Origin of the sequence: Moritella sp. 24 (assembly GCF_018219155.1) — a bacterium.
GTDB lineage: Bacteria > Pseudomonadota > Gammaproteobacteria > Enterobacterales > Moritellaceae > Moritella.
Genome location: NZ_CP056123.1, coordinates 1268751 through 1290951 on the forward strand (window position 1 = coordinate 1268751; position 22201 = coordinate 1290951).

Consider the following 22201-nt stretch of genomic DNA (forward strand, 5'->3'; position numbering starts at 1 on the left):
TCGCTTAGTTGAACAATAGGGGTATTGGCAATTGAATCAATGATGGTTGTATTGATATGACAGATAAAAAGCTTATTCGTATTTTGAAAGTATTTATTGTTATCGGTATTTCACTCATATTATTTGGTCATTATTTATTGTCGTACACGGATTTTACCCAGCAACATGGTGTAACGGGCATTATGATTAGTGCGGGTTGTATTGCCTTAGGGTTTGCGTTCTCGTTACCAACAAAAATGTACCTGACTTTTGTGCTGGTTAAACGTGAAAGTGAGCAAAAACAATAACAAAAGGGAATTGTAAATTATGAAAGAAACAACTCGGTATTTGATTGTATTAGCCATGTTTGTCGCTGTTCTGGCATCTGATTAATCACTTTCGAACGTACATAAAAAGACAATTTTTGATTAAAAGAACTGGGGATACTTGTTCTTATGCCATGACTACAGCCTGTTAACACTGACTGTATCTTATCGCGGACAATCAGAGCATTTATTGTATTCTAAGGCTAGTTTACTTCGTTATGTTATATCCGTTTTGTGATGTTAATGCTGCCATTACATGTACTTACATTTAAGCCGTTTACACTAAGATTAAGCTAACATAATATTCTCATCGATGTAGGCATCGATCACGAGATGTTCCGTAATGTTAAATAATCTTAAAATGGTCAGAATGAAAAATAAAGGTTTTACACTCATAGAATTAACGCTTTTGATTATCGTAATCGCTATCTTAGGTGCAACGGCAATTCCTCGATTTATCAATATTGAAAACGATGCAAAAAACGCATCATTAGTTGGCTTAAAAGGGGCAATCGAAAGTGCGATTAATATCTCTTATGGGAATATGGCAATTGCAGGAATAGAAGACCAAGCTGCGCTAAGTTATAAAGAGTCAGCTGCGTTCTACGAAGGATGCGTGTGGTGTTCTTTTGATTATGGCTATCCGGTTGCAGATACATTAACGCTAAAATATTTAGTCAATGGTATCGGAATTGTTGAAGATAATGACAGTTTCGCTTTAGTTGAATGGACAAAAATATGGGGTGGGGCAGTTGTGCTAGTCACGCCAACCAGCAATGCTAAAAGGTTGGCAAATAATTACCCAGTCTTGATCGACGATAAATGTTATGTGAAATATACGAGTTATGATCAAGAACCTAAGAAACCATTAATTGAAATAGTGAAATGTGATTAAGCAGTAAGTATCTTATACAGCACTTTGTATAAGATACATGATCATCATATATTCGTATTAAACCTCAAGAAATTCTTCCGACCAAACATCTTGTATTTCTGGCCAACCCCACACATTTATTGACACACCTTTTAGCACTCCTTGAAAATACAAGGTCTGCTTATGATGCAGCATAGGGATGAGCCAGTGCTCGGTGATCATGGCTGTGCTAATCGATTCCAACTCGGCAAGATAGTTTGTTAAAGACTGCTGTTGGCGAATACTGATTAACTTTGTTTGCAACCAGTCACTCGCTTCTGCAGACAGGCTTTGATTTAATATGGCGTTAGATAACATCCAGTGAAATACCGAGGTCGGTAGGTTGTCGTCTAAATCCAGACTAATCAAGATAAGATCTTCTATCAGCGTATTAGCACTGGCCTTTTGCACTAATTCTTCAAAGGAATAAACGTTAACCTCACACTCGATTCCTGTTTGTTCAAGTAAAGCGACCATCGCCTGCGCGCATTCTTTTAGAGTATGGTGCTCGAATATGGCGATAGTCAGTTTACTTGGCAAAGGTTGTTCTGTAGCCCCTACCGAAATGACTTTTAACCAGCTAGACAGTAGGTTATATGCTGGAATTGCTTCAATCGGATTCGCTGATTTAGCTAATTCAGCCATTAATTTATCCGCTGCAAGTAGTTGGCTCAGGTATTTACGCTGCAATAGCGAAAGCTTGGATTTACTGTTTATCATTGCCAGCAAGCAGCCATATTCAATTCTACTTTTTTGATCACTTTCAACATCTGAAACAAGTTTATCTGTTTCTTGAACAAGGTTAGTTGCACCATAGTTTGAACGGATCTGACTGGTTTTATGTACCACGTTAGCCTGTATCTCGGTTGTACACGGTAAGCTGGAGTGTCGCGTGGCAACTTGCCAAATTGTCACTGTATCGGTTAGAGCACGATGGCCATAATAGTTATCGTATGCCTGCAATCGCAAATACTGCTGTGTGTGCTCCTGTACTCGAAATGCGCCACTGCCGATGATGGCTGTTGTTGCTTTAAGCTGTGAATGCAGTTGAGACTTTAGTTGCGATTGAAGTTGCGATTGAAGTTGAAGGGGCGGCTGAATCGAATATTTCACATCTGCAATTAGTCCGGCAAACCCAGGGTCTGGTTGATCTAATTGAATATCAATACAGAGCGGGTTGACCGCTGATATCTGGGTAACATGCGCCAGTTCAATCTGGTAGGTTGGAAGTTGTTTTAGGCAATTAAATAATTCAGCTATCTTCTCGGCATTAATGGTACTTCCGTCATGGAAGGTCAGCGCAGGGCGAAGATAAAAGCGCCAGCGTTGTAACTCTGCGTTGTAAACCCAATGATGGGCAAGTTGGGGGCTGATAATGCCATTTTTATCACATTGTACCAAGCAGCAATAAACCTGACGTAACAGGAAGCGTTCGCTGTTTCTTAATGCGATATGTGGAAGTAGAGCAGAGAAAGAGCGCGTATAAGTCAGTTGAATGTGTAAGCGGCCTTCACGCTGGGTTGCGCCGGATGTGTTTTGCAGTAATTGTCCAAATAACACTTGGTCGTGTTCGATAAGGGCCAGTGCTTTTTCATATTTTCCGACCGCGATCATCTTTTGCGCCAGTTCTGCTTTCAGTTCATCGACAGTATAAATCAGATAGAGCTGAGAGCGTTGGTTACGTCCCGCTTTCGGTGTCCATTCTAACCAGCCTAAATCTCGCATTTCATTTAACAAGGTGCGGCAATGTCGAGTGCTGGTAAACATAACCTCGGCCACTGCATGCAGGGTAATCGCTATTTCTTGCTTAACACCTAGCTTACTTAACCGAGAGAAATACAGTATTTTTTTATCATTGTTCAAAATAGGCAGCATATTATCACCGTAACTTCCTCGTTTAGTGCATAAACAGAATTTGAAAGACATCAAAGCCAAGATTACGACTTAATGCGGAAGTAAACAATATAATTAACTCTGTTTTTCACTTCCTATTATTAAGTGATACTTACCTCATCGTTTAAGCAAATAACCAAGGCTTAAACCACAACATAAGAAGCAGACAGAGGAATAAACATGCTAGAGACTATCAAAAACATTTTATTGAATATATCAGACACTTCATCTGGAAATGGATCAAGCAATACACTTGCTGAGTATTATCAGTCTCGGTTGCAGAAAACAAACTGTGTTGTTGAAGTCGAAGCCATTCTTAGCATGAATGCGTTAATGACATTTGAGGATATTGAAGATAAGTAAGGTGAGGGGTGGTAATGTGCATTGAACATACAGGTTGGTATAACGATTTGGAAGATATTAATAACTTTTATGCTCACTTATTTAATGCCAAATTAATGATAGATACGAGAATCAAACTAAATGTTTCAGCTCTTCTTTTCTGAGAGTGATCTGATGGTCACTCGTAGGACGGGTGATGCTGTAAACCTATAAGGTGCCTTTTAGGTGCGATGATCATTTTTACTTCAGTTTGAAACATCAAAAAGCCGTGTGAAACGGCTATTTTGTTAATGCTCAATAAGAGCTTATACCGTTTGACGTTTTCTACGTTGAATACCCAGTAGTACTAGTCCTAAACCGAGCAGTCCAAACATACTAGGTTCTGGGACAGGATTAACGACTGTACCAGCCAGTGTTAATGTACTCGATAAACTGTCATTCCACGGTCTCCAATCAAAAGTAGGGTTAGCTTGTGGTACGTAGGTAAACTGATAATCACCCGCGGTTAGCCCATTAAAAGTAACCCCTTGCCACGCTGTAACTGGTCCACATCCGGGACATATTGCAAGGTATGCTGTATCGTCATTCGACAGAGGATTCCCTGCTTGGTTAGCGTTACCTGTAACAAAGAAATTTGTGATACCGTCAATTAATCCTGCTGGTTTCACTAGAGTATTCATATTGAATGGTAAGGTCGTTGCTGCAAATAGAGTCCCATTGATACCTTCAAGCGTCATACTACCTTCTAAAGGTACGTTACCTGGTGAGCCGTGAGAATAGTTACCGCCCCAAAAATTTACAGAGCCTGGGCCTGAGTTTTCAAAGCCGATCGAAACCATATGTGCGCTTGCTGTTGTTGCGAGCAATAGGCTCATTGCTCCTGTGGTCAATAAAGTTATTTTTTTCATTTTTAACTGTCCTTCTCAAACTATATTAAGAAAATGTGTCGAGTTGTGACACCAGCAGTAAATAAAGCAGTATCGATATCTAATCCTACAGTTACAACAAGAGCAAAAATGATGCCGAATTTTATATAACGCTGCTCTGTAGCATTTAGAATAACCAGTTAATTATGAAAATATAGCTGTGATGTAAACTTAGTTATTAATAATCAATTAATTATATATTTTTGTATAAGTAGTAAAGCAATTATTTTATAACTTTATTTTATTGTTCAGGTTTAGCTAGGATAATTTTATCTTTATCTTTATCTTTATCTTTATCTTTATCTTTATCTTTATCTTGAGCGAGCAGGGAAGTATTAAGTGTCAATATTTTCGACGGTGAAAATGCTATTTTTACAGGTGAAACGATATTATTTATATCGAGGCTATTTAAATTGGTAGGTTAAGATATTGATTTATAATACTGTAGGTGTCGCGGGGCTACGCGTATTGTTTAAATATAATATAGTAAAATGTTTCGACCCATTTAGAATATCCATGATAAAACCAGTGATAAAACCAGTGATAGAACACAAATGCTGAGATGATATTATTTGTTTACCTGACACTCCAATGTTTCCCGTTTTTCTTTCCATTTAAGCCGTTTACACGAAAATAAAGTTGACGAAACATTCTGATTTATTATGGAATGGTTAAGCTAGAGTTCACTTACTGATGAAATAATATAAGAATGGTCAGAATGAAAAAGAAAAGTTTTATACTCATAGAATTTACGATCTAGATTATCGTTATTGGTATCTTGTCTGCAACCGAAAGTGCGATTACTATCTCGTATGGGAATATGTCCATAGAAAGAATAGAAGACTAACAGTGAGAGCTTTAGTTCATTTTTAGCGCCACCGAGTAGGCCTGACAGTTTTAGCACGCCAAAAGAGCGGCAAAAGTATTTGAAAGAGTTAAACGAACATTATGCAATCGTAGGTCGGCCACGATGAAATATTTAAACAAGACGAGCATGATAATGAGATAACTTCTTTATATCATGCTCGTTTTTGTTAGCTTAATTTAAAGCGAGCAACCAATGCGGCCAGTGTGTCGTTTTCTCCGGTTAGGTTTTTTACGCTTATCTTTGTTTCTTGACCGTTTTTGCTTAACTCCTGCACCATTTCTTGAATGGTATGCATATTTCGGTTTATTTCTTCTGTCACCGAACTTTGTTCTTCTGACGCGGTTGCGATTTGAGCGCTTAAATCGTTAATTTCAACGATAGACCCCGTCATACTGTCTAGGCTATTTGTGACTAATGATGTGTTTTCCGACACTTTTTGACAGCTCTCTGTCGTATTGTGCATTGCTGAAACGGCTGAGTCAGCTCGAACAGTGAGGCTTTGCAACATATCATTAATTTTGGCTGTACTGTCTTGGGTTAAAGCAGCTAAAGAACGCACTTCATCAGCCACAACTGCAAAACCACGCCCTTGTTCACCCGCTCTCGCAGCTTCAATCGCGGCGTTCAGTGCTAACAAGTTTGTTTGGTCTGCAATACCACCAATCACTTCTAATACCGTGGCTATATTCTTAGCTGTTGACGCCGTAAACCCTGATATGGCGGGGATACAAGGCGAAAGTGTATAGCACTTTGATCTTTGTTATTCTGTGTTATAATGCTGTACATATATACAGAGGTTTATTATGTTAAGAGCCACCAAAGTACGCATTTACCCTACAGCCGACCAAACTGAGTTTTTAATAGCTCAGTTTGGCGCTGTGCGCTTTGCGTATAATAAAGCTCTACATTTAAAGTCTCATATGTACCGCAAGCATGGTGTGACACTGAACCCTAGAAAGGACATCAAGCCACTGCTTGCTGTCGCTAAGAAATCCCGAAAATATCACTGGTTAAAGCAGTACGATTCAATCGCATTGCAGCAATCCGTTATCAACTTGCACACTGCTTTTGACAACTTCTTCAATCCAAAGTTGAAAGCCAAATACCCAACCTTTAAACGCAGACATGGAAAGCAATCTAGCTATCACTGCGTCGGTGTTAAAGTGCTTGATAGTGCTATTAAACTGCCAAAGATGAAGCCAATCGAGGCTAATATCCATCGTGAAATCATTGGCAAGGTTAAAAGCATTACGCTCAGTTTGAGTAAAACGGGCAAGTTCTATGCGTCCATTCTTGTGGATGATGGTATTGAAGTACCTAATCTGCTCCACTCTGTTAATAAAGTTACTGGTATTGATTTGGGGTTATCACACTTTGCCATTCAGTCGAATGGCAAGAAAGAGGCTAACCCGCGATTTGTAAAGCGTGCTGAGAAAAACCTCAGGCGTAAACAGAAGCAGCTTTCGCGTAAGGTAAAAGGCAGTGCAAACCGAGCTAAAGCTCGTTTGCTTGTCGTTAAGTGTCATGAAAAGACAGCGAATTCTCGTGCTGATTTTCAACATAAACTATCTCGAACACTCGTAGACAAAAACCACGCTGTGATTATAGAGACATTGAAATCAGCCAATATGATGAAAAACCGCAAACTGGCTAAACACATAGCGGATGCCTCATGGCATAGCTTTGTCGTTAAGTTGGAGTATAAGTTGAAAGAGAAAGGTAAACACCTTGTTAAGCTCGATCAATGGTATGCCAGCTCTAAGACGTGCAACTGTTGCGGTTACAAAATGAAAGAAATGGATTTATCGGTTCGGAAGTGGGATTGCCCCTCTTGTGGCACTACGGATATAGATCGGGATCTAAATGCCGCTCTTAATATCCGTGACAAAGGTATTCTAGAATTAAAAGCGGCTGGACAGTCGTTTCTGCTTATGGAAGCTGCGTAAGACTCGATACTATCGAGCATTAGCTAACGAAATAAGAAGCATCGCCCGATAGGGCGGTGAGTAGTCACTGCCTTCATTCATTGCTTGTATGCTTTTCGCTGTATCATTCATTTCAGACACTAATGACATGACACTATTTGATGCTTCGGTAACCGTCACTTTTGATGCTTGTGCGTCATCGTTTGCGACTTGGGTACTTGTTGCTGTTTGGAGTGCATTTTGAGCCTTACTGTTTGCTGAATTGATATTGAATATCGTGTTGAGTGTTTTTCAACCACGACACCGTTACAACTTAGTCGTCGTTAACCATACCCTTTTAGTTATAAGTAACTATTCTATATCGTATTATGCTGTTTTCTATTAATTGCATATTTCATTGAATAATTCCTGAATTTAACTTTGTTGCACCTATAAATAGGTATAAGGTGGGGTTGTTAATAGTGAGGTAATATTCCTTGCTACCCCCACATAAATGCTACGCAAAATAAGAGAAAACAGATGTCTAAAATTAGATTTGATGAAACCGCTCGAAGTGAGCGTTATTTTTCTGCGACCTTACTGTCACACCTATTAATGGTGAATGAATTTGCAGGGCTAAAAGCGCTGTTCAAAGACCTTGATATTGTCCCTGCTGATTCGCTTTCAACTGATATCGAAATCGTGACTGAGCTTGATCCTTTAAGAGACGGTGCCAAGGCGAATAAAAATATAGAGTCAATATTTGCACACGAAGGGCGTATGGCTGTTCCCGATCTATTTCTAAGATGGGACAAGCGTATTCTTGTTATCGAGGCGAAGTTCTTTACTGCGCCAACGGTAGAAGATCTTGATGCACAAGTCTCTAAACAGCGTGAAGCAATTGATTTGGTACTCAGCGAAACGCAATATCGTGAGTGCGAGATTAAGTATGCTTTGTTGACAGTTAATAAAGTGCGAGACAAGGATAATTTGTTGCCTGACGTGTTGCTATTAACCTGGTCTGGCGTGATTGATATATTACGAGGTGCATTAGGTGAGGGTTATCAAAGCAATATTGATTATTGCTTTAAGATCATTGAAAATGCAGTTAAAAGAAGTGAAAAAGAGCTAAGTAAGAGTAATAATGATTATCGCCTCGTCGCTAATATTGAGGAATTACTTAAGACGTTACCTGAACTTATCGCCAGTGAAGAGATATTCGTTGGTTACAAAGGCGGGCTAAAAGAATTAGAAAGAGCGGAGTTTTCAACCCTTGATCAGCGCAGTCACTATAAAGTGTCGAGATCGCAGCCGAACAGCAATTGGATCCGTATCGATATCATCATTAAGAAGTACTTGGATCTTAAGTTAGCGTTATAGTTTCAGTACAAATGTAATATGAACAACGACTTTATCTTCGATGAGAACTTTGTGAGATATATCGAGAGTTAATGGATTGAAAAGTCATTAATCGCAATACATAACTATAATGTGTCTAAGTAACTCTAATTGAGTAGCTTTAATTGAGTGAATTATTCATGGTGTTATGTTGATTAAGACTATTTAATAAAATGTAACTTACTATATCGATATCAAAGGACGGATTATGGGAAAGCAAGTTAAGTACTTTATCGCTTCATTTATATTATTTTCATTTTCAGCATTTTCTAGTGAGGAGTCATCCAGTGTAATGCTGAATTTAACAAGCGACAATGAAGCTAGTTCATGCGAGTTTTTTGATGGTAGTGAACAACAGCGAAAGTTAATAATGAAAAGCATCACGATGACAAAGAATAAAAGTGATAGATATCAGTGCTTAGCACAACTCCCAGAAGATAAATTTAAATATTGTACGCTTACAGGTATTGATTTCAGTAAAGGCCAAGGACTATGTACTGCCACCGTAGAAGAGAAAAGGATTATTCTAGAGGTATCAGCAAGCCAAGGCCCAATTAATTGTTCTTTTATTTGTTTCTGAATTTAGAGGAATATTAACCAAGGCATGTAGATTAAAATGTGCTGTGGTAATCGAGCTTTATTCCAGAAGCTAATTGAGTTACTTCACGCGCTGAACATTAACGCTGACAACGAAAAGGCGAGCACGATAATAAATCAATGCTCGCCTTATTCGTTTAAATACGCAATGCTAAATATACGTTATTCATCATTACAATCATGACTTTAATCACTTAGTTCAACAGTGCTTCTTTTCCTGCATTTTCTTCTGCTTCAAGTGCTTCTCCGCGTGCAAGCAATCCTTGAATAAAGCGTGATAACGCGAAGGTTAAAATCGACATGAATGCTGCAATTTGGGCTAACATATAGAAGTAACTTGTATAGACGGCTTCGACAACTTCTGGCGTGAATATTATGTCTTTAGGCAAGGCAATTTTAGTTGCAATCACAGCGGCTAAAATACCACTTAACGAAATTGCCACTGCACGTAAACCAATAGAGAACGCTGCTAAATGACGAGGTACCATCTCGAAGATAAAACCAGCCCCTAATGCACCTACAATGACCTCTGCACCCGCTTGGAAGAAGTGTACTAATAGGATCCAGTTTGCTGATATTTTACCATCAGGCCCTATATTTTCTGACGACAATCCTAATAGTGTAAAGGCGATAGCACTTAGAACGAATGCACCTGCGATCTTCGTTGGGATCGTCGGAGAATAGCCTTTGCGGTCTAACCAAGCGTATATTTGGATCATTGGTCCACCCAAAACAAAACACCATAATGGGTTGAACGCCATATTAGATTCAGGAAAAATAGGGATGAAACCAAGTAGTGTACCGCCCATCAAATTAATGGAATACAGGTTCATTGATGTGAACATTTGGCCATAGAAAAAGTAGAAAACAATTAGAATACAAACAATGATCAGTACTGCGGTCATTTTGAATTGATAAGCGCGAGTTGCTCTCGATATTTCATAAATGAAGTAGCCAATTGCCCCAAAGCCGAGAGAGTAAAGAATGTATTTACCGATATCTAGGTTTGAGAAAATCCAAAATATTAATCCCAGAGCCGCTGCTGAACCAGCAATAAAGAGTGCCCATGTCATGAGTGGCAAAGGTGTTTTGTCTAAATTGTTACCCACATCTGCAAGCTCTCTGCGAAACTTGAAAAACAAGATCAAGTTACAAGCCATCAGTAGACCAGACACAAAGAAAACGCCTTGATATGCAAGGTAAGCGATTAAAAAAGGGAATAAATACTTAGCAGAAAAAGACCCAAGATTATTGATGGAGTAGTTTATTGTCAGGCCCTGTTGAAATGCCCCTCGATTGGTTTCTGAATAGGAGTTACCTAAAAGAACAGTCGGGCAAGTCGCAGATAAACCACGAGCGTAACCGATTAATGCAATTGAAAAGATACTTAGCGGTATATTGAGATGGCTTGCACCAATACCTAATAATACAAAACCAACTAAATAAGCAGCGTAGCCAATATAGACCGCGCGAAAAGCACCAATATATTTGTCAGCAACAAACCCACCAACGGCCGAGAAAACCGGACCAACAGCACCGAAAGCACCCATCATCATAATGGTGTCTGCTTCACTGTAATTTAAGTCAATTAAAAAGAATTTAGTTAAGAGTACGAACGTTCCGTAGAAGGCTGCGCCCCAAAGAAATTGCCGTAAGAAAAGGACTTTAGAAATGGTGGGAAATCGTGAATTATGGTCTTGCATATTGCTCTCCAAGTATGGACTTGATTGTGTAGGCTGTGCCTTATCTGTGAGGCACTATCTATTTATCAATACAAACATCTGGATAAAGTTTGTGGATTGTCACGTTCAACGCGCTGTTTAATATTGTTACTGTGTTGAGTGTAACTAACTGTTATAGATGTGTATTTGAGCGAAGTATACCACCCGTCATGTTTGATATTGATACGGGGGTATCAAATTTTAGTTCTATTTTAGCTTGTTCAAGATCCTATGATCTATGTCATTATTTCTAGGATAATTACTCTCATTTTTTCTGGTTGGTACTTTTCGTCGCTTTTTGTCGTGAGCTGTATTCATTAATTGGCTGTGATAAGCGGAGGGATATTTGAGACGCTATAGGGTATGGAAAAAGCGTTAAACGATATAGTGGTAATGAGTTCGCTAGATCGACATAGCGAACTACAGGTTTATTTAGTGCTTACGCCATAAGTGACTTAACTTTCATACTATAAGTAATTCAACTCTGTATCATAAGCAGTTCAATTTTGTACCATAAGTAACTTAACGCTACATAATAAGTTATTGATTATTAGATAATAGAGCAGGGTTGATGACTAAGTTTCTGACGCCGTGAGCATGATCTTCATCAAAATCATTATCCTTTAGCCACACATCAACACTGCTTATATCTACTTTCATGACTTGTGGGCGAACGCTCCAACTAACCTGAAATGGCGATGATACTTCGTTATAACTTGGCCCTGTGGTTGATCCCGCATACTGTATCGGTGTACCTGTATTGTTTGGAATGTTAACCGCCTGATGAAACCCATTAATCATACCGAGTTTAGTTAGCTCGACAAAATTCATCGCCTTAGTGTCGTTCACTAATACGTAAACTTGGGTTTCTACTCTTAACTGAGGGTTGTTGTTTGCATCGCTAAGACACGCGCCTAAAGTGGCACCGGGTTCTACTTGAGCCGTTGAGTAGACGTAGTGCGCTTCAATCGTATCGCCCGAGGAAAGGCTATCGTGTTTGCTGGTACCGACTTTATGCTGAAAAGGTGATAATTCTTGTGGGGTTAATTTACCTGAGTATTCATAACCGCTTTGATATCCATGTCCGTCACCATTGCCTGCATACTGAGTGAATTCACCGCCTTTGTGTTCTGCATTCTTGTGGATATGAATATTACAGAGGTTCATTTTTGTAGACGCGGGAGCAAGGGAAAATAGTCGTTTGTTTGTACCTTGAAGTGTGTCGATATCTCGTGGTGATTGCGGGCCAAACCCTTTACCTTGGCTATTAGCGGCGAGTTCACTTCGTTGCTTTTCTATGACTTTATCTGTGACTGCTGCATTCGCTAAAGCTGGCAGAAATACTGCTGTTATACATAACGCTAAAATTTTGTTTCTCATATAGTTCTCTTTTTATGGGCGTAGTTATAAGTGATATAAACGATATAAATTCAAAGAATTAGATACGATAACAGTATTGCAGCGTCACCTAAGGTCAGACCTGTTAGTGGTAATTCTGGCATGGATATTAATTATTATATCTAAGAGATTGGGGGAGAAATATCAGGCTAATCTAGATGGAAATAAACTGAACATACTTCATAAATATTAAATTACTTATCGCGTATTAATCACAACATAAGAATGTTAGTAGGGACTTTGAATGTAGTTCATGAAGCAAAATAGCTATCGATGGTACTGTGGATTGATAATTAATATGTGAATAAGGACAGTACACAATGAAATTATATAACGCACTCTTACTTTCTTCTTTACCACTTTTCAGCGCGGGGAGTTTTGCTGCAAATGATGCCAGTGCCGAGGTGAAAATAGGCATGTTTAAATGTGGTCCCAATAGTGAGATGCGTTGTCCGCATTTATGGTTTAAAGATCCTTCTGCAAGATTGATACAAAGCGAGAGGGTTAGATGGACCTATGCGTACGATAACGATAGCGGTGATACGTCGGCTAAGGCTGTCGCTAAAGATATGGGGAAATCTTCTTTTGCTGAAAAAACGGCTTCTAAGGGACAGTTCGTACAAGGTAGTTTTTTTAAGGTAACGAAAGTGTGTGCGGATAAGTCTGGGTTTTGTTGGGTTCCAGGAAATGAGGGGTATGCTGAAGATAGTACGCCGGATAGTAACTCATCGGGTTGGGTTACCTACGAGCTAGTATCACAAAACCATGGTACCGAGTCTCTGAATGATGACCCTGTAAATGCTGCTTCAGAACCTAAGGTTGAGAGCTTTAATACATCTTTAGCACCACCGAGTCGGCCTGAAAGTTTTAGTACGCCTGAAGAATTGAAAAAGTATTTGAAAGAGTTAAATGAATATTATGCAATCGTAGGTCGGCCACGATGAAATATTTAAGCGTAGAGCATGACTTCGTTAATCATATTTAATGAATAGGACGAGCAGTAAAGTAAGAGTTTAACGGGTGTAAAGCCCTGATTGGTATAAAGCTACCTACATAACACTGTTATGCACGGTAGCTTTATTCACGTTTAACTTGTGGTTAAATTATTTTGTTATTTTGTTATTTTGTTATTTTGATTAGTGTACTGCTATCGGCATGAGACATTGACTGACCGTAAATGTTTAACATCGTATTTTGTGAATAAGTTAGTTTATTTTCTTCAATTTTGATGTTCATGCTAAAGCCCGTTGTTGAGGCTTTTTCTGTCATATATGCGCCTTCAGCTATTCCTCGTGCAGGTGCAGTTAGTGTCATTGTTTTACCAGCTGGGCCTTCTGCGGTAACACAGGTAGTACGTGGTACACAAAATGAGTTATAGACCATTTGATTCTTAGCATCATAGATAAAATAACCACGTTGATCATGGAATTTAGAACCATCAGATTTTCTAAATACTTCTTGTTTGTAATATAAAGCCACTAAGTATTGATCACTTGCATTCTCAGCATCTGCCGCAGCTTCAAACGTCATCGTTTCGAAAAAAGGACTTACTGCAAGAGAGCCTGCTCCTTGCTCAGAACCGATTTTCGCAGGTGCAACATCAACACCCGCTCCTTCCATTGTTTCCCAAGTGCCAACAAGTTGAGCAAGCGGACCAAAGTCCATTCCGTTAATTATATTTTCATTTGCCATTGCTGGAAAAGACATTGCTGTTGCTAGGCTAAGTACAAGTAGTTTGTTCATGGTTTTTATCCTCGATTAATCCAATTCGATGTTATTTTCTGCGGCTAATATAGTTGGTTAACTTAGGAGGGATGTTGATCTAGAACAAACATGATTTGTGTTTATTACACTTTGTGGTTATTTGTAAGTTATTGAATTAACTTGATAAGTTTGGCCGATTAGTTTGATTGTTAAAACCTTTTGAAGCCTTAAGCGGAGGGGGTAAATAGTCGATATTACAATCAGAATATTTATGTCATTCAACGAGAGAGAAGTATTTCTATGCGAACAGTCATTAAAATAAATTACTTAAAATCTGCAACTTTGTTCGGTATTGCTCAAGCTTAGACGCTCAACAATGGATAACCATTTCTCATCAAGGTCATGCCTGTCATAATAAGCACTTATTATCATTAGGCTTTACTCACTATTTGTATTGCGCCCTGACTAGGATTTTATAGAAATGAAAAACAAAGCGAAAGCTCGCCTTATTCTCGCCATTGCATCTTGTGCCGTTGCATTATCTACATATGTTCAGGCTGGCGACCTGCTTTATGCAAAAGGGTTTACTCAGTCTCAAAGAGTTCAAGTAAAGGATTGTTATAAGAAAGACAGTAGCTTTCTCAATCAGGTTCGCAAGCTAACCTCTGAAGGGGATATTGTCATTAAAGGTATGCAAAAACAGCGTAATGGCTACCAGTTTATGACAATGAAAAATACACGCGGTAAGTGGATGAAGTATACGCCGCTACACTGTGATCTTCGCACTGAAGAAAAGAAAAAGTCCGATCTAATATTAAAACAGAACCAAGAAAAAAAGAGAGCAAAAAAAATCCAAGATGAGCAATTAATAAAGCAGGAAACAGCTAAAAAGAAAGCGCTTGAAACCAAGACAATAGTCGATAGCAAAGCACAAAAAGAAAAAGACTACAGAAAAGAGCAAGAGCTTAAGGCTAAAAGGGTGGCATATCGAAAAGCTAACGTAAGAAAACAAGCGCTTAGGTGTAAAGATGAATTGTTAGCTGAAATTAACATTCCCAATGATCCATCATATAAGACGGCTGGAAGCATGAAAATCTCTAACAATCATATCAAGGTCACAGTGGAAGTAGCCAAGCATAGAGATGGCCTTAAACGCTCAGTTAAGAATTATTTTAAAAAGTGTAACGTGAAACCAACTGTATTTCCTCGAAATCTATAAACTGTCGAATACAGAGGCGAGACAATCATTACATTGTATTCGCCATCAAGTTGCACTGATAACATCAATGCAAGTATATGTAACAAATGGACTTGTTACGCAGTTACATTTTGGTTTAAAGGGGTAATTGAAATCGTTAATTGTGATTAAATTCGAACTTGAATTAACCAAGATCAACACCTATCCAATCAGGCTATTTTAAGCCTCGACATTAATTTATGACCAAGGATAAAATAGTCTCATATTTTTAAGTGATTATTTTATATAAGGTATTACCATGAATGTTTATCAATGTTGTGACAAAGTCCGTGAACTGTATTCATTAATTGGCAGTGGTGATCAGGGGTATATTCCAGAAGCTATTAGCTGCGCGGTTAAAGCGTTAAATGATATCGCTGGTGATGAATCATTAGCTGAAGAAGTGCGCGCCAAAGCCGCCTTTGCCGCAGCAAACTTACTTATTTCAAACTTTGAAGATTAGTGTTTAATTCCTCTTTTCTTATGCCGCCAAAGTGCCGCCTTTTGAAATAATAAATTATGATTCTATAAGATATTATTTGTTTCTAGCATTAAGTCTCAGTTTGTCAGGTAAAAGTCTTTTTTCCTTTGATATAAAATAAAAAGACAATAGAATCAGTTGTATATAGTGGATTGTAAATAATTTTTAAGACTTGAATAATAAATAACAGGACTGCACACTTTATCAGACAAGATTTAAATGTCAGATTGATATTTTATCTTATTTTTCATTTGATTAGTCGTTATTGATTAGGGTAAATGAATTTGGGTAATCGAACTGTCTTGCTATGCAAATTTTAGGTGTCAATTAAGGAGTGTTCGTGACTCGTAAACAAAGAGAATATAAATTAATTTTAAATTTAGTTGGCTTCTATGTATTTCTGCTTATTGGTGTTAGTACTCCTTTAGTTCTCACTATATATGAGTTTGGATCTTTTGATTCCCAATATAAGTTGATAGTTCCTACTGTTTCAGTTCTATTTGTTAATTGGTTTCATAAGTCAGCATTTGGTTTACTTAAACAAACAGGAAGTTTTGCCATACCAGGAGTTAATGAACTTCGACAGAAACACTTATTACATGTAAATAGAATCGAAAAATATTGGCTCATGCTTGCACTTTGGGCTGCTGTATTTGTTGTGTTGTAAATACATAGCAAGCGCTTTAAAACGGGAAAAACATAGTTAGCTATATTTCGCTTCGCTACAAAATTTTAGCCAATTATTTTTGTCCGCTTAAGCGGACGTCTATGTAACTCAATTTTAAGGTGCCCCGATGAATGTAATTATACCTGCAAGTGAAAGAGTATTTAGATTATACAATTCAAAGCCTTAATGATAAGTTAACAAAGGCCAAACAGTTTGATTTCTTTGATTGGGATGAGTTCGTTGCACTTAAGGCTTTACGCAATGTATTCCATCACCAAGAAGAGCTTATAAATGAATTGAGACTAATTCCGGCACAAGAGTTACCACCAATTACAATTGACTTACTGTTCTTGTGTTTGACCCCGTAAGAGTTGGTGGAAAATCGATTGAAACTATCCCGAAGAAATATCGAATCGCCGAAGAGCCTGTAATAGCTAATTGAACACCGATAAATAACCCTTGAGGTGACGATTTTACGTGAGTGTACTTTGGGGATGGCGTGTTGTGACAATATGTTAAATAGGGTCTGAATCGTTGAAGTTTAGTTGATAGGATTAGCTTTCAGTATGTTGAATAGATATAGGGTTAATTAGTTCGCTATATTCACATAGCGAACTACAGGATTATTTAGACTTCACATAGCATGCGTTATACGCAATGATCCACACAATGCCACTTTTATATAACGAGCTTAAAGAACTATAAATTTACGTATTTATAGAAAAATAAGATGTTATGCTCATTTTTGTGATGGCATGGTATTAATCTGCATTTAGCATACTTTATCTTATCTGCTAAATGCAGCCTGTTAGTTAACAGCACTGGCTTATGCTTTGCGTCGGGACCATCCAAGTCCTAATAAGCCTAGACCGATAAAAGCCATAGCGGAGGGCTCTGGCACCGTATAGTTGATGTCATCAATGATTTCGATTAGTCCTATGTTAGTACCTGTTCCACCAGTAAAGGGATTCCCCGAACCGTCGGTATAGGCGAAAAATGCTTGGTCAAAGTTAAGGCCGTTAAAACCGATAGTTTGATTCATGATGTCATCCCTGTTCAAAAGAACATCAGTGTGTCCCACCAAACTTCCATTCTTATACAAATCCAGCCATGCTAAATCTCCAGGATTAGAATAATTTGGATCGTCATTACCGAAACTTAGAGATAAGTTCATGATATCAGAGGCAAAGTTGATAAAAACACCACTTCCATCCCCATCAGAGAATACAGCTAGAGCATTACCATTCCCCTGAACACCAAAATTACCAATTTGCAATCCTGAACCGACATTGTCGGTAAAGGTTACTAGAGGATCGCCTACTGGCGAAAATCCATTAGCTTTGGCACCTGCTGTATCAGCTTCGAAATTGATCAATACAGCACTAGCCTGCACCGAACAAAAAGTGCAAGTCGTAAATAATAGGGCCTGTGCTATTTTATTTTTAATTAATGTCATAGTTTTTCTCTATCGTTTGATAAGTACCCCATAATCACAGCAATAACTATTCCAACATAAAAATAATAGTTAGATAAATAAATAAGATGTTCGAAATGTAACATTCACTGACACATCTACTTTAAAAAATACTTAGCATCCAACTGCGCTTAGACAGTAATGATAAGAGGTTTGATTTTATATGTGCACCTAATTGAGTTGGTCGTTGCCGACAGGGGCATGTCACATGTGCAGAGGCTTATATCGTAAGTCCAATGAGTTTATGAAATTAGGTGTGGTTTAAATTTACCTTTATAAATCAGGTGTCTAATTGAAAGTTGGTAGTGATTTATCCGGGTGACGCTTAGCATTCATCCGGATAAATTGTAGCTGTCGTAACTCTACCTCCCCCCGATGTTTGGTTTTTTTAATAATCCCGAATTCCGATGGTACGATAAAATTTCATATCAATATAATGAATTTGAAGTGCTAAAAGTTAATTACTTGCTCAAGTATGCTGGTGTTTTTATCTGCATTTACATAGCATGTGTAATACGTAGTAGTCTCTTAGCTTGTGGCTGAATTACCATTATAAAGTACTGATAATGATATATTTTACAGTTAAAATAGAGAGAAGGTATAAATAATGTATTGATATTATTAGTTTTTCATATTTATTGGAAATCTAATGGTGTCGATTTACTTTACGGTTTATTTTGAAATCACCAATATGCGGCCTATTGAACATAAAGGTGAAAATGTACAGAATCAAAACTGCATTCGATTAAAGTACCATATCAGAGTTGTATTTCTTATAGTTTAACCTTTTAAAAAACCATATATGATCAAGGTTATTTTGTATCATTTTGGTGAATATGCTTTTAAATAAGATAGCTGTATTCTAAATACAAGCGCGACTAATTACTATTTTAAGAATTAATTAAGGGCGAACCCTAAAGTTTGGTTTTGATTAGCTATTCGGATTAAGCGATAGTTAATAACGCTTCATGTTTAACTAGCACAACGTGATAACTGAATTAACAAGCTTAGAGATACCAGATTTAGCACCTAAAAGACTGTCTGCAAGCATGTAAGCGGGTGTGGTTACAACTTTGTTTTCGAGGTCAATTGATACATCATCGACGGTTTTATTCTCATGTGTTGCTCCCAGCGTAGTTAAGACATTTGCTGTGTCTGCATCACTGCCGATAGTGAGTGTTACATTTTCATATATTTTCGTTAATAACACAGGTGCGATGCACATATAACCAGCTGGTTTTTTCGCAAGTTTAAACTCAGTCGCCACATTGATAAATTCTTCAATAACCGAAAACGTAGCTCCGTTAATCGCAAAGTCACTTATATTTTTAGCAACACCAAAGCCACCAACGACGATTAAAGCATCGAAGTCATCAGCCTTTAATGTACTTAATGGCTGCACATTACCTCTTACAATTCTTGCTGACTCGACTAACACGTTACGCACTTCGTTTGGTGCTACTTCACCTGTGAGGTGATTAACAACATGCATTTGATTAATATCTGGTGCAAAGCAACTATATGATGCGTTGCTTTCTTCAATCGACAGCAAGGTTAATACAGCTTCATTTATTTCTGAGCCGTCGTATACACCCGAACCTGATAATATCACTGCTAATTTAGTCATTATTGTATCCTTTGGTTTTTCATATGTTTACCAGACGCTGAACGCGTATTGGTTTATTCCTTTAGTGATACTTATAGTATTATATTCTTTATGAATCAATAGGGTTTATTATTTAAATATCTGTTTTGGAATGGGTTATTACTTTTGTTTTGAAATTTTAGCTTCTGAACTGCGATGAATCTTTATTTTGAGGCTAAATGGATAGCATGAATCAGTTCGTTTATTTCAATGTATTATGGAAAATGAACCGTAGAATAAAGGTGTTAATAATGAAGAAGTTAATATATATCGCACTCATTTGTATCAGTGTGCTTGCTGTGATTAGTTATATTCGTGATAGTAATAACGATACGGTGCAAGGTGATGATTCTGAAGTTATGCTGACGTTGTTTAGTATGAAGACCAGCAATGATTTTATCGTGACCTTACCTGACACTGGGGTAGACGTTAAATTAACAAAGATTATTGGGCTAGGTACACCGGAAGGTAAAGCGCAAGGAGATTATCAGGTAGAGCAAGATCGGGGTGAAGTACTATTGGATTATAGGCATATCAGCCCTTTAAACTTAACGGCATCTAATGGCAGATTATATTTTGTTGCCCCCTTTAGCGTAAGCAATCAAGGCAGTGGTTTATTTCATTATATTGGGTTGTTTGAGCAAGATTTTGACAGTAACCGCATACGACATGTCGATTCTTATTTTATTGGCGACCGTATTCAGCTTAATGAAATGCGTATTGATGAGTCGAGCGTCGACTTATCATTCAATCAACATGGTGATAAACAGGCATATGCTGAAGCACCAAGTGAAACAGTAGAGTTAACGCTTACTATTGATGATGTAACACCGACTAAATTGATTAAATATCAAGGTATGTAAATGAAGTGTAGAAGTGCTATAAATTTAATATTGTGAGGATACCTCTCAAGTACATGATTTATTTAACGTTCAAGTCATTGTAACTTAGGATGTTTTTCATTTAGTTTAAAATAATTTCCCCTCAAGGGTTCGTTCGACCCCTATGTGTATGCGAAGACTTAAAAGATCTTCGATTTATTCACTAGATCTTCATACAAATTAAGGGGCTATTTTATGTTTTTACCTGAATCAAAAAGTTCAAAAATGACAGTTCTTCTAGCTGGTGTAGGAGGTTGTGGTTGTAATACCTCTAGTTTACTTGGCGCTGATATCCAATCTGACGAATTAAGCATAATTAACATCAATACTGATGCTGCAGCGCTTGAACATTGTAGTTCAGGCGAAAATGTACTAATCGGTAAAAATTTAACTAATGGTTTTGGTGCAGGCTCGGCACCTGAAATTGGCTTCGCCGCTGCTCAGGAAAATGAAAAGCAATTACGAGAATTACTTATTGGTCATGATATTTTGATTTTAACCACTGGATTAGGTGGCGGAACAGGTACAGGAGCAACACCACTTATCGCTAAGATGGCTCGAGATCTTGCTATACCTTGTATCGTAGTTGCAACCCTACCGTTTCAATCTGAAGGTAAAATGCGATCTAACTATGCGACGGACGGTGTTGAGCTATTACGTGAACGTGCACATGCGTTGATTACATTACCGAATGATAATTTGGTTGAAGTATTAGGTGAAACAGTTGGTATTTTTGATGCGTTTAAATTCTCCAATACAGCTCTGAAAAATACCATCAGTGCGTTAATTAATATGCTCACAACTACAGGGTTTATTAATGTTGATTTAAATGACTTTAGTAAAATAATGAATCAAAAAGGTGATGCGATCTTGGGAATAGGGCGTAGCGATAGTTCAGATAATGTTGAAGGAGCTGTTGAGCAAGCTCTTAAAAATCCGCTTTATAAAAATGTAGATATAAGTAAGGCGCAAGGTGCGATTGTTCAGGTTAATTGCAAAGATGAAATCACGTTAGCGGAATATAATAAAATCACGACTCTAGTTCACAATATGTTAGATGATCACGCAATTATGATTTGTGGTATTGCTAAAGACGAATACCTTGATTGTTATGTTGAAGTACTTGTTATCGGTACCGGTTTATCTGCTTGTGATAATAAACTTGATTCTCAATTTGAGACGGAGCTTCTGATTCCAGAACCAGATAATGCTAATGTAGATAAGTCACATGAATATCTTAATATTCCAGCGTTTATTCGTAATAAGGGAATGTGAATGACCACGTTATCTTAATAAATCATTAAGAAGGAGTATGTTAGTGGAACGATATTTTTCAAAAGTAAATGAAAATGATATACCTGCGAGAAAGAAACTATTTCAAAATAAGCCGGGTATTTATATTTTACGTTCTGGTTGTGAAGATAGTCCTACGCCTGTTTCACGTATTTGCGGAGAAGACAAAGATGGGATTTTATATATAGGCATATCTTCTCCTTTGACTGGGGGGCGAGTGTCTGAATTGAAAAAATCTTTAGCACCAAAGCAAGCTACAAAAGGACATCTTGCTGGTGTTCGTTATCAAGCTAATGACATTTTGAAAACTAAGTATCCATATGAAACGCTTTATTTGGAGCTGATAGTTGCAGATACCAGCAAAGATGCTGGGATAATGGAAGGAAAACGGTTAGCAGCGTACGTAGATAAATACGGAGAGCTTCCACCTTTTAACCGCTCTGGTTAGTTTAATATCTTGGGGTGATTTTATCATATGGATGTAAATTGAATACTTAAGTAACTGAACTACACTTAGAGTAAATCAATTTTCCTCAGCCCTAAAACGCAAAAAG

General features: G+C 37.8%; 21 protein-coding genes and 1 pseudogene. 14 read left to right on the forward strand and 8 right to left on the reverse strand.

Annotated features, from left to right (window positions below):
* Positions 1-56 precede the first annotated feature (56 nt).
* Complete coding sequence (locus HWV00_RS05780; RefSeq protein WP_211685179.1) at positions 57-287, forward strand: hypothetical protein; 231 nt, start codon at positions 57-59, stop codon at positions 285-287.
* Between the two features lie 361 nt (positions 288-648).
* Positions 649-1200, forward strand: a complete 552-nt coding sequence (locus tag HWV00_RS05785) for a type II secretion system protein (protein WP_255554938.1) — start codon at positions 649-651, stop codon at positions 1198-1200.
* A 57-nt stretch (positions 1201-1257) separates the two neighbouring features.
* On the opposite strand, the gene HWV00_RS05790 is transcribed toward HWV00_RS05785, so the two are convergent.
* A complete protein-coding gene (locus tag HWV00_RS05790) occupies positions 1258-3093 on the reverse strand; it encodes an SgrR family transcriptional regulator (RefSeq protein WP_211686374.1) in 1836 nt (611 codons plus the stop codon).
* A gap of 198 nt (positions 3094-3291) precedes the next feature.
* Between HWV00_RS05790 and HWV00_RS05795 the strand changes: the two genes are divergently transcribed.
* Positions 3292-3474 (forward strand): hypothetical protein, encoded by a 183-nt coding sequence (locus tag HWV00_RS05795; RefSeq protein WP_211685180.1) that lies wholly within the window; start codon positions 3292-3294, stop codon positions 3472-3474.
* Between the two features lie 284 nt (positions 3475-3758).
* Here HWV00_RS05795 and HWV00_RS05800 read toward each other — a convergent pair whose 3' ends face one another.
* Positions 3759-4361: a PEP-CTERM sorting domain-containing protein gene (locus HWV00_RS05800; protein ID WP_211685181.1), complete on the reverse strand. Its 603-nt coding sequence runs from the start codon at positions 4359-4361 to the stop codon at positions 3759-3761.
* Between the two features lie 1052 nt (positions 4362-5413).
* Positions 5414-5938 (reverse strand): annotated as a pseudogene (locus tag HWV00_RS05805) (methyl-accepting chemotaxis protein); the annotation flags it as partial.
* Between the two features lie 112 nt (positions 5939-6050).
* On the opposite strand from HWV00_RS05805, the gene HWV00_RS05810 reads away from it, so the two are divergent.
* The 4 genes from HWV00_RS05810 (at position 6051) to HWV00_RS05820 (ending at position 9129) form a co-directional block, all read left to right on the forward strand.
* Entirely contained in the window at positions 6051-7193 is a 1143-nt protein-coding gene (locus HWV00_RS05810; RefSeq protein ID WP_211685182.1) for an RNA-guided endonuclease TnpB family protein, read from the forward strand.
* An 88-nt stretch (positions 7194-7281) separates the two neighbouring features.
* Positions 7282-7416 (forward strand): hypothetical protein, encoded by a 135-nt coding sequence (locus HWV00_RS21410; RefSeq protein WP_255554940.1) that lies wholly within the window; start codon positions 7282-7284, stop codon positions 7414-7416.
* A gap of 275 nt (positions 7417-7691) precedes the next feature.
* Positions 7692-8531, forward strand: a complete 840-nt coding sequence (locus HWV00_RS05815) for a hypothetical protein (RefSeq protein WP_211685183.1) — start codon at positions 7692-7694, stop codon at positions 8529-8531.
* Positions 8532-8757: 226 nt separating this feature from the next.
* Positions 8758-9129: a hypothetical protein gene (locus tag HWV00_RS05820; protein ID WP_211685184.1), complete on the forward strand. Its 372-nt coding sequence runs from the start codon at positions 8758-8760 to the stop codon at positions 9127-9129.
* 211 nt (positions 9130-9340) lie between these two features.
* Here HWV00_RS05820 and HWV00_RS05825 read toward each other — a convergent pair whose 3' ends face one another.
* Positions 9341-10849, reverse strand: coding sequence for a peptide MFS transporter (locus HWV00_RS05825; RefSeq protein WP_211685185.1), 1509 nt, complete (start codon positions 10847-10849; stop codon positions 9341-9343).
* A 558-nt stretch (positions 10850-11407) separates the two neighbouring features.
* Positions 11408-12247, reverse strand: coding sequence for a delta-class carbonic anhydrase (locus tag HWV00_RS05830; RefSeq protein WP_211685186.1), 840 nt, complete (start codon positions 12245-12247; stop codon positions 11408-11410).
* 338 nt (positions 12248-12585) lie between these two features.
* Between HWV00_RS05830 and HWV00_RS05835 the strand changes: the two genes are divergently transcribed.
* Positions 12586-13209 carry a hypothetical protein gene (locus HWV00_RS05835; protein WP_211685187.1) on the forward strand — a complete coding sequence of 208 codons (624 nt, stop codon included), beginning with the start codon at positions 12586-12588 and terminating at the stop codon, positions 13207-13209.
* A gap of 175 nt (positions 13210-13384) precedes the next feature.
* Here HWV00_RS05835 and HWV00_RS05840 read toward each other — a convergent pair whose 3' ends face one another.
* Positions 13385-14008: a heme-binding beta-barrel domain-containing protein gene (locus HWV00_RS05840; protein WP_211685188.1), complete on the reverse strand. Its 624-nt coding sequence runs from the start codon at positions 14006-14008 to the stop codon at positions 13385-13387.
* Between the two features lie 442 nt (positions 14009-14450).
* Here HWV00_RS05840 and HWV00_RS05845 point away from each other — a divergent pair, with 442 nt between their 5' ends.
* The 3 genes from HWV00_RS05845 (at position 14451) to HWV00_RS05855 (ending at position 16354) form a co-directional block, all read left to right on the forward strand.
* Complete coding sequence (locus tag HWV00_RS05845) at positions 14451-15188, forward strand: hypothetical protein (RefSeq protein WP_211685189.1); 738 nt, start codon at positions 14451-14453, stop codon at positions 15186-15188.
* Positions 15189-15465: 277 nt separating this feature from the next.
* The gene (locus tag HWV00_RS05850) at positions 15466-15669 is read left to right on the forward strand and encodes a YaeP family protein (RefSeq protein WP_211685190.1); all 204 of its coding nucleotides are present in this window, start codon (positions 15466-15468) and stop codon (positions 15667-15669) included.
* Between the two features lie 358 nt (positions 15670-16027).
* The gene (locus HWV00_RS05855) at positions 16028-16354 is read left to right on the forward strand and encodes a hypothetical protein (protein WP_211685191.1); all 327 of its coding nucleotides are present in this window, start codon (positions 16028-16030) and stop codon (positions 16352-16354) included.
* 826 nt (positions 16355-17180) lie between these two features.
* Here the strand turns inward: HWV00_RS05855 and HWV00_RS05860 are convergent.
* Both HWV00_RS05860 and elbB read right to left on the reverse strand, forming a co-directional pair.
* Entirely contained in the window at positions 17181-17810 is a 630-nt protein-coding gene (locus HWV00_RS05860) for a PEP-CTERM sorting domain-containing protein (protein WP_211685192.1), read from the reverse strand.
* 994 nt (positions 17811-18804) lie between these two features.
* The gene (elbB, locus tag HWV00_RS05865) at positions 18805-19455 is read right to left on the reverse strand and encodes an isoprenoid biosynthesis glyoxalase ElbB (RefSeq protein ID WP_211685193.1); all 651 of its coding nucleotides are present in this window, start codon (positions 19453-19455) and stop codon (positions 18805-18807) included.
* A 269-nt stretch (positions 19456-19724) separates the two neighbouring features.
* On the opposite strand from elbB, the gene HWV00_RS05870 reads away from it, so the two are divergent.
* The 3 genes from HWV00_RS05870 (at position 19725) to HWV00_RS05880 (ending at position 22095) form a co-directional block, all read left to right on the forward strand.
* On the forward strand, positions 19725-20336 hold the full coding sequence (locus tag HWV00_RS05870; RefSeq protein WP_211685194.1) for a hypothetical protein: 612 nt from the start codon (positions 19725-19727) through the stop codon (positions 20334-20336).
* Between the two features lie 213 nt (positions 20337-20549).
* On the forward strand, positions 20550-21629 hold the full coding sequence (locus HWV00_RS05875; RefSeq protein WP_211685195.1) for a cell division protein FtsZ: 1080 nt from the start codon (positions 20550-20552) through the stop codon (positions 21627-21629).
* Positions 21630-21666: 37 nt separating this feature from the next.
* Entirely contained in the window at positions 21667-22095 is a 429-nt protein-coding gene (locus tag HWV00_RS05880; RefSeq protein ID WP_211685196.1) for a hypothetical protein, read from the forward strand.
* Positions 22096-22201 lie beyond the last annotated feature (106 nt).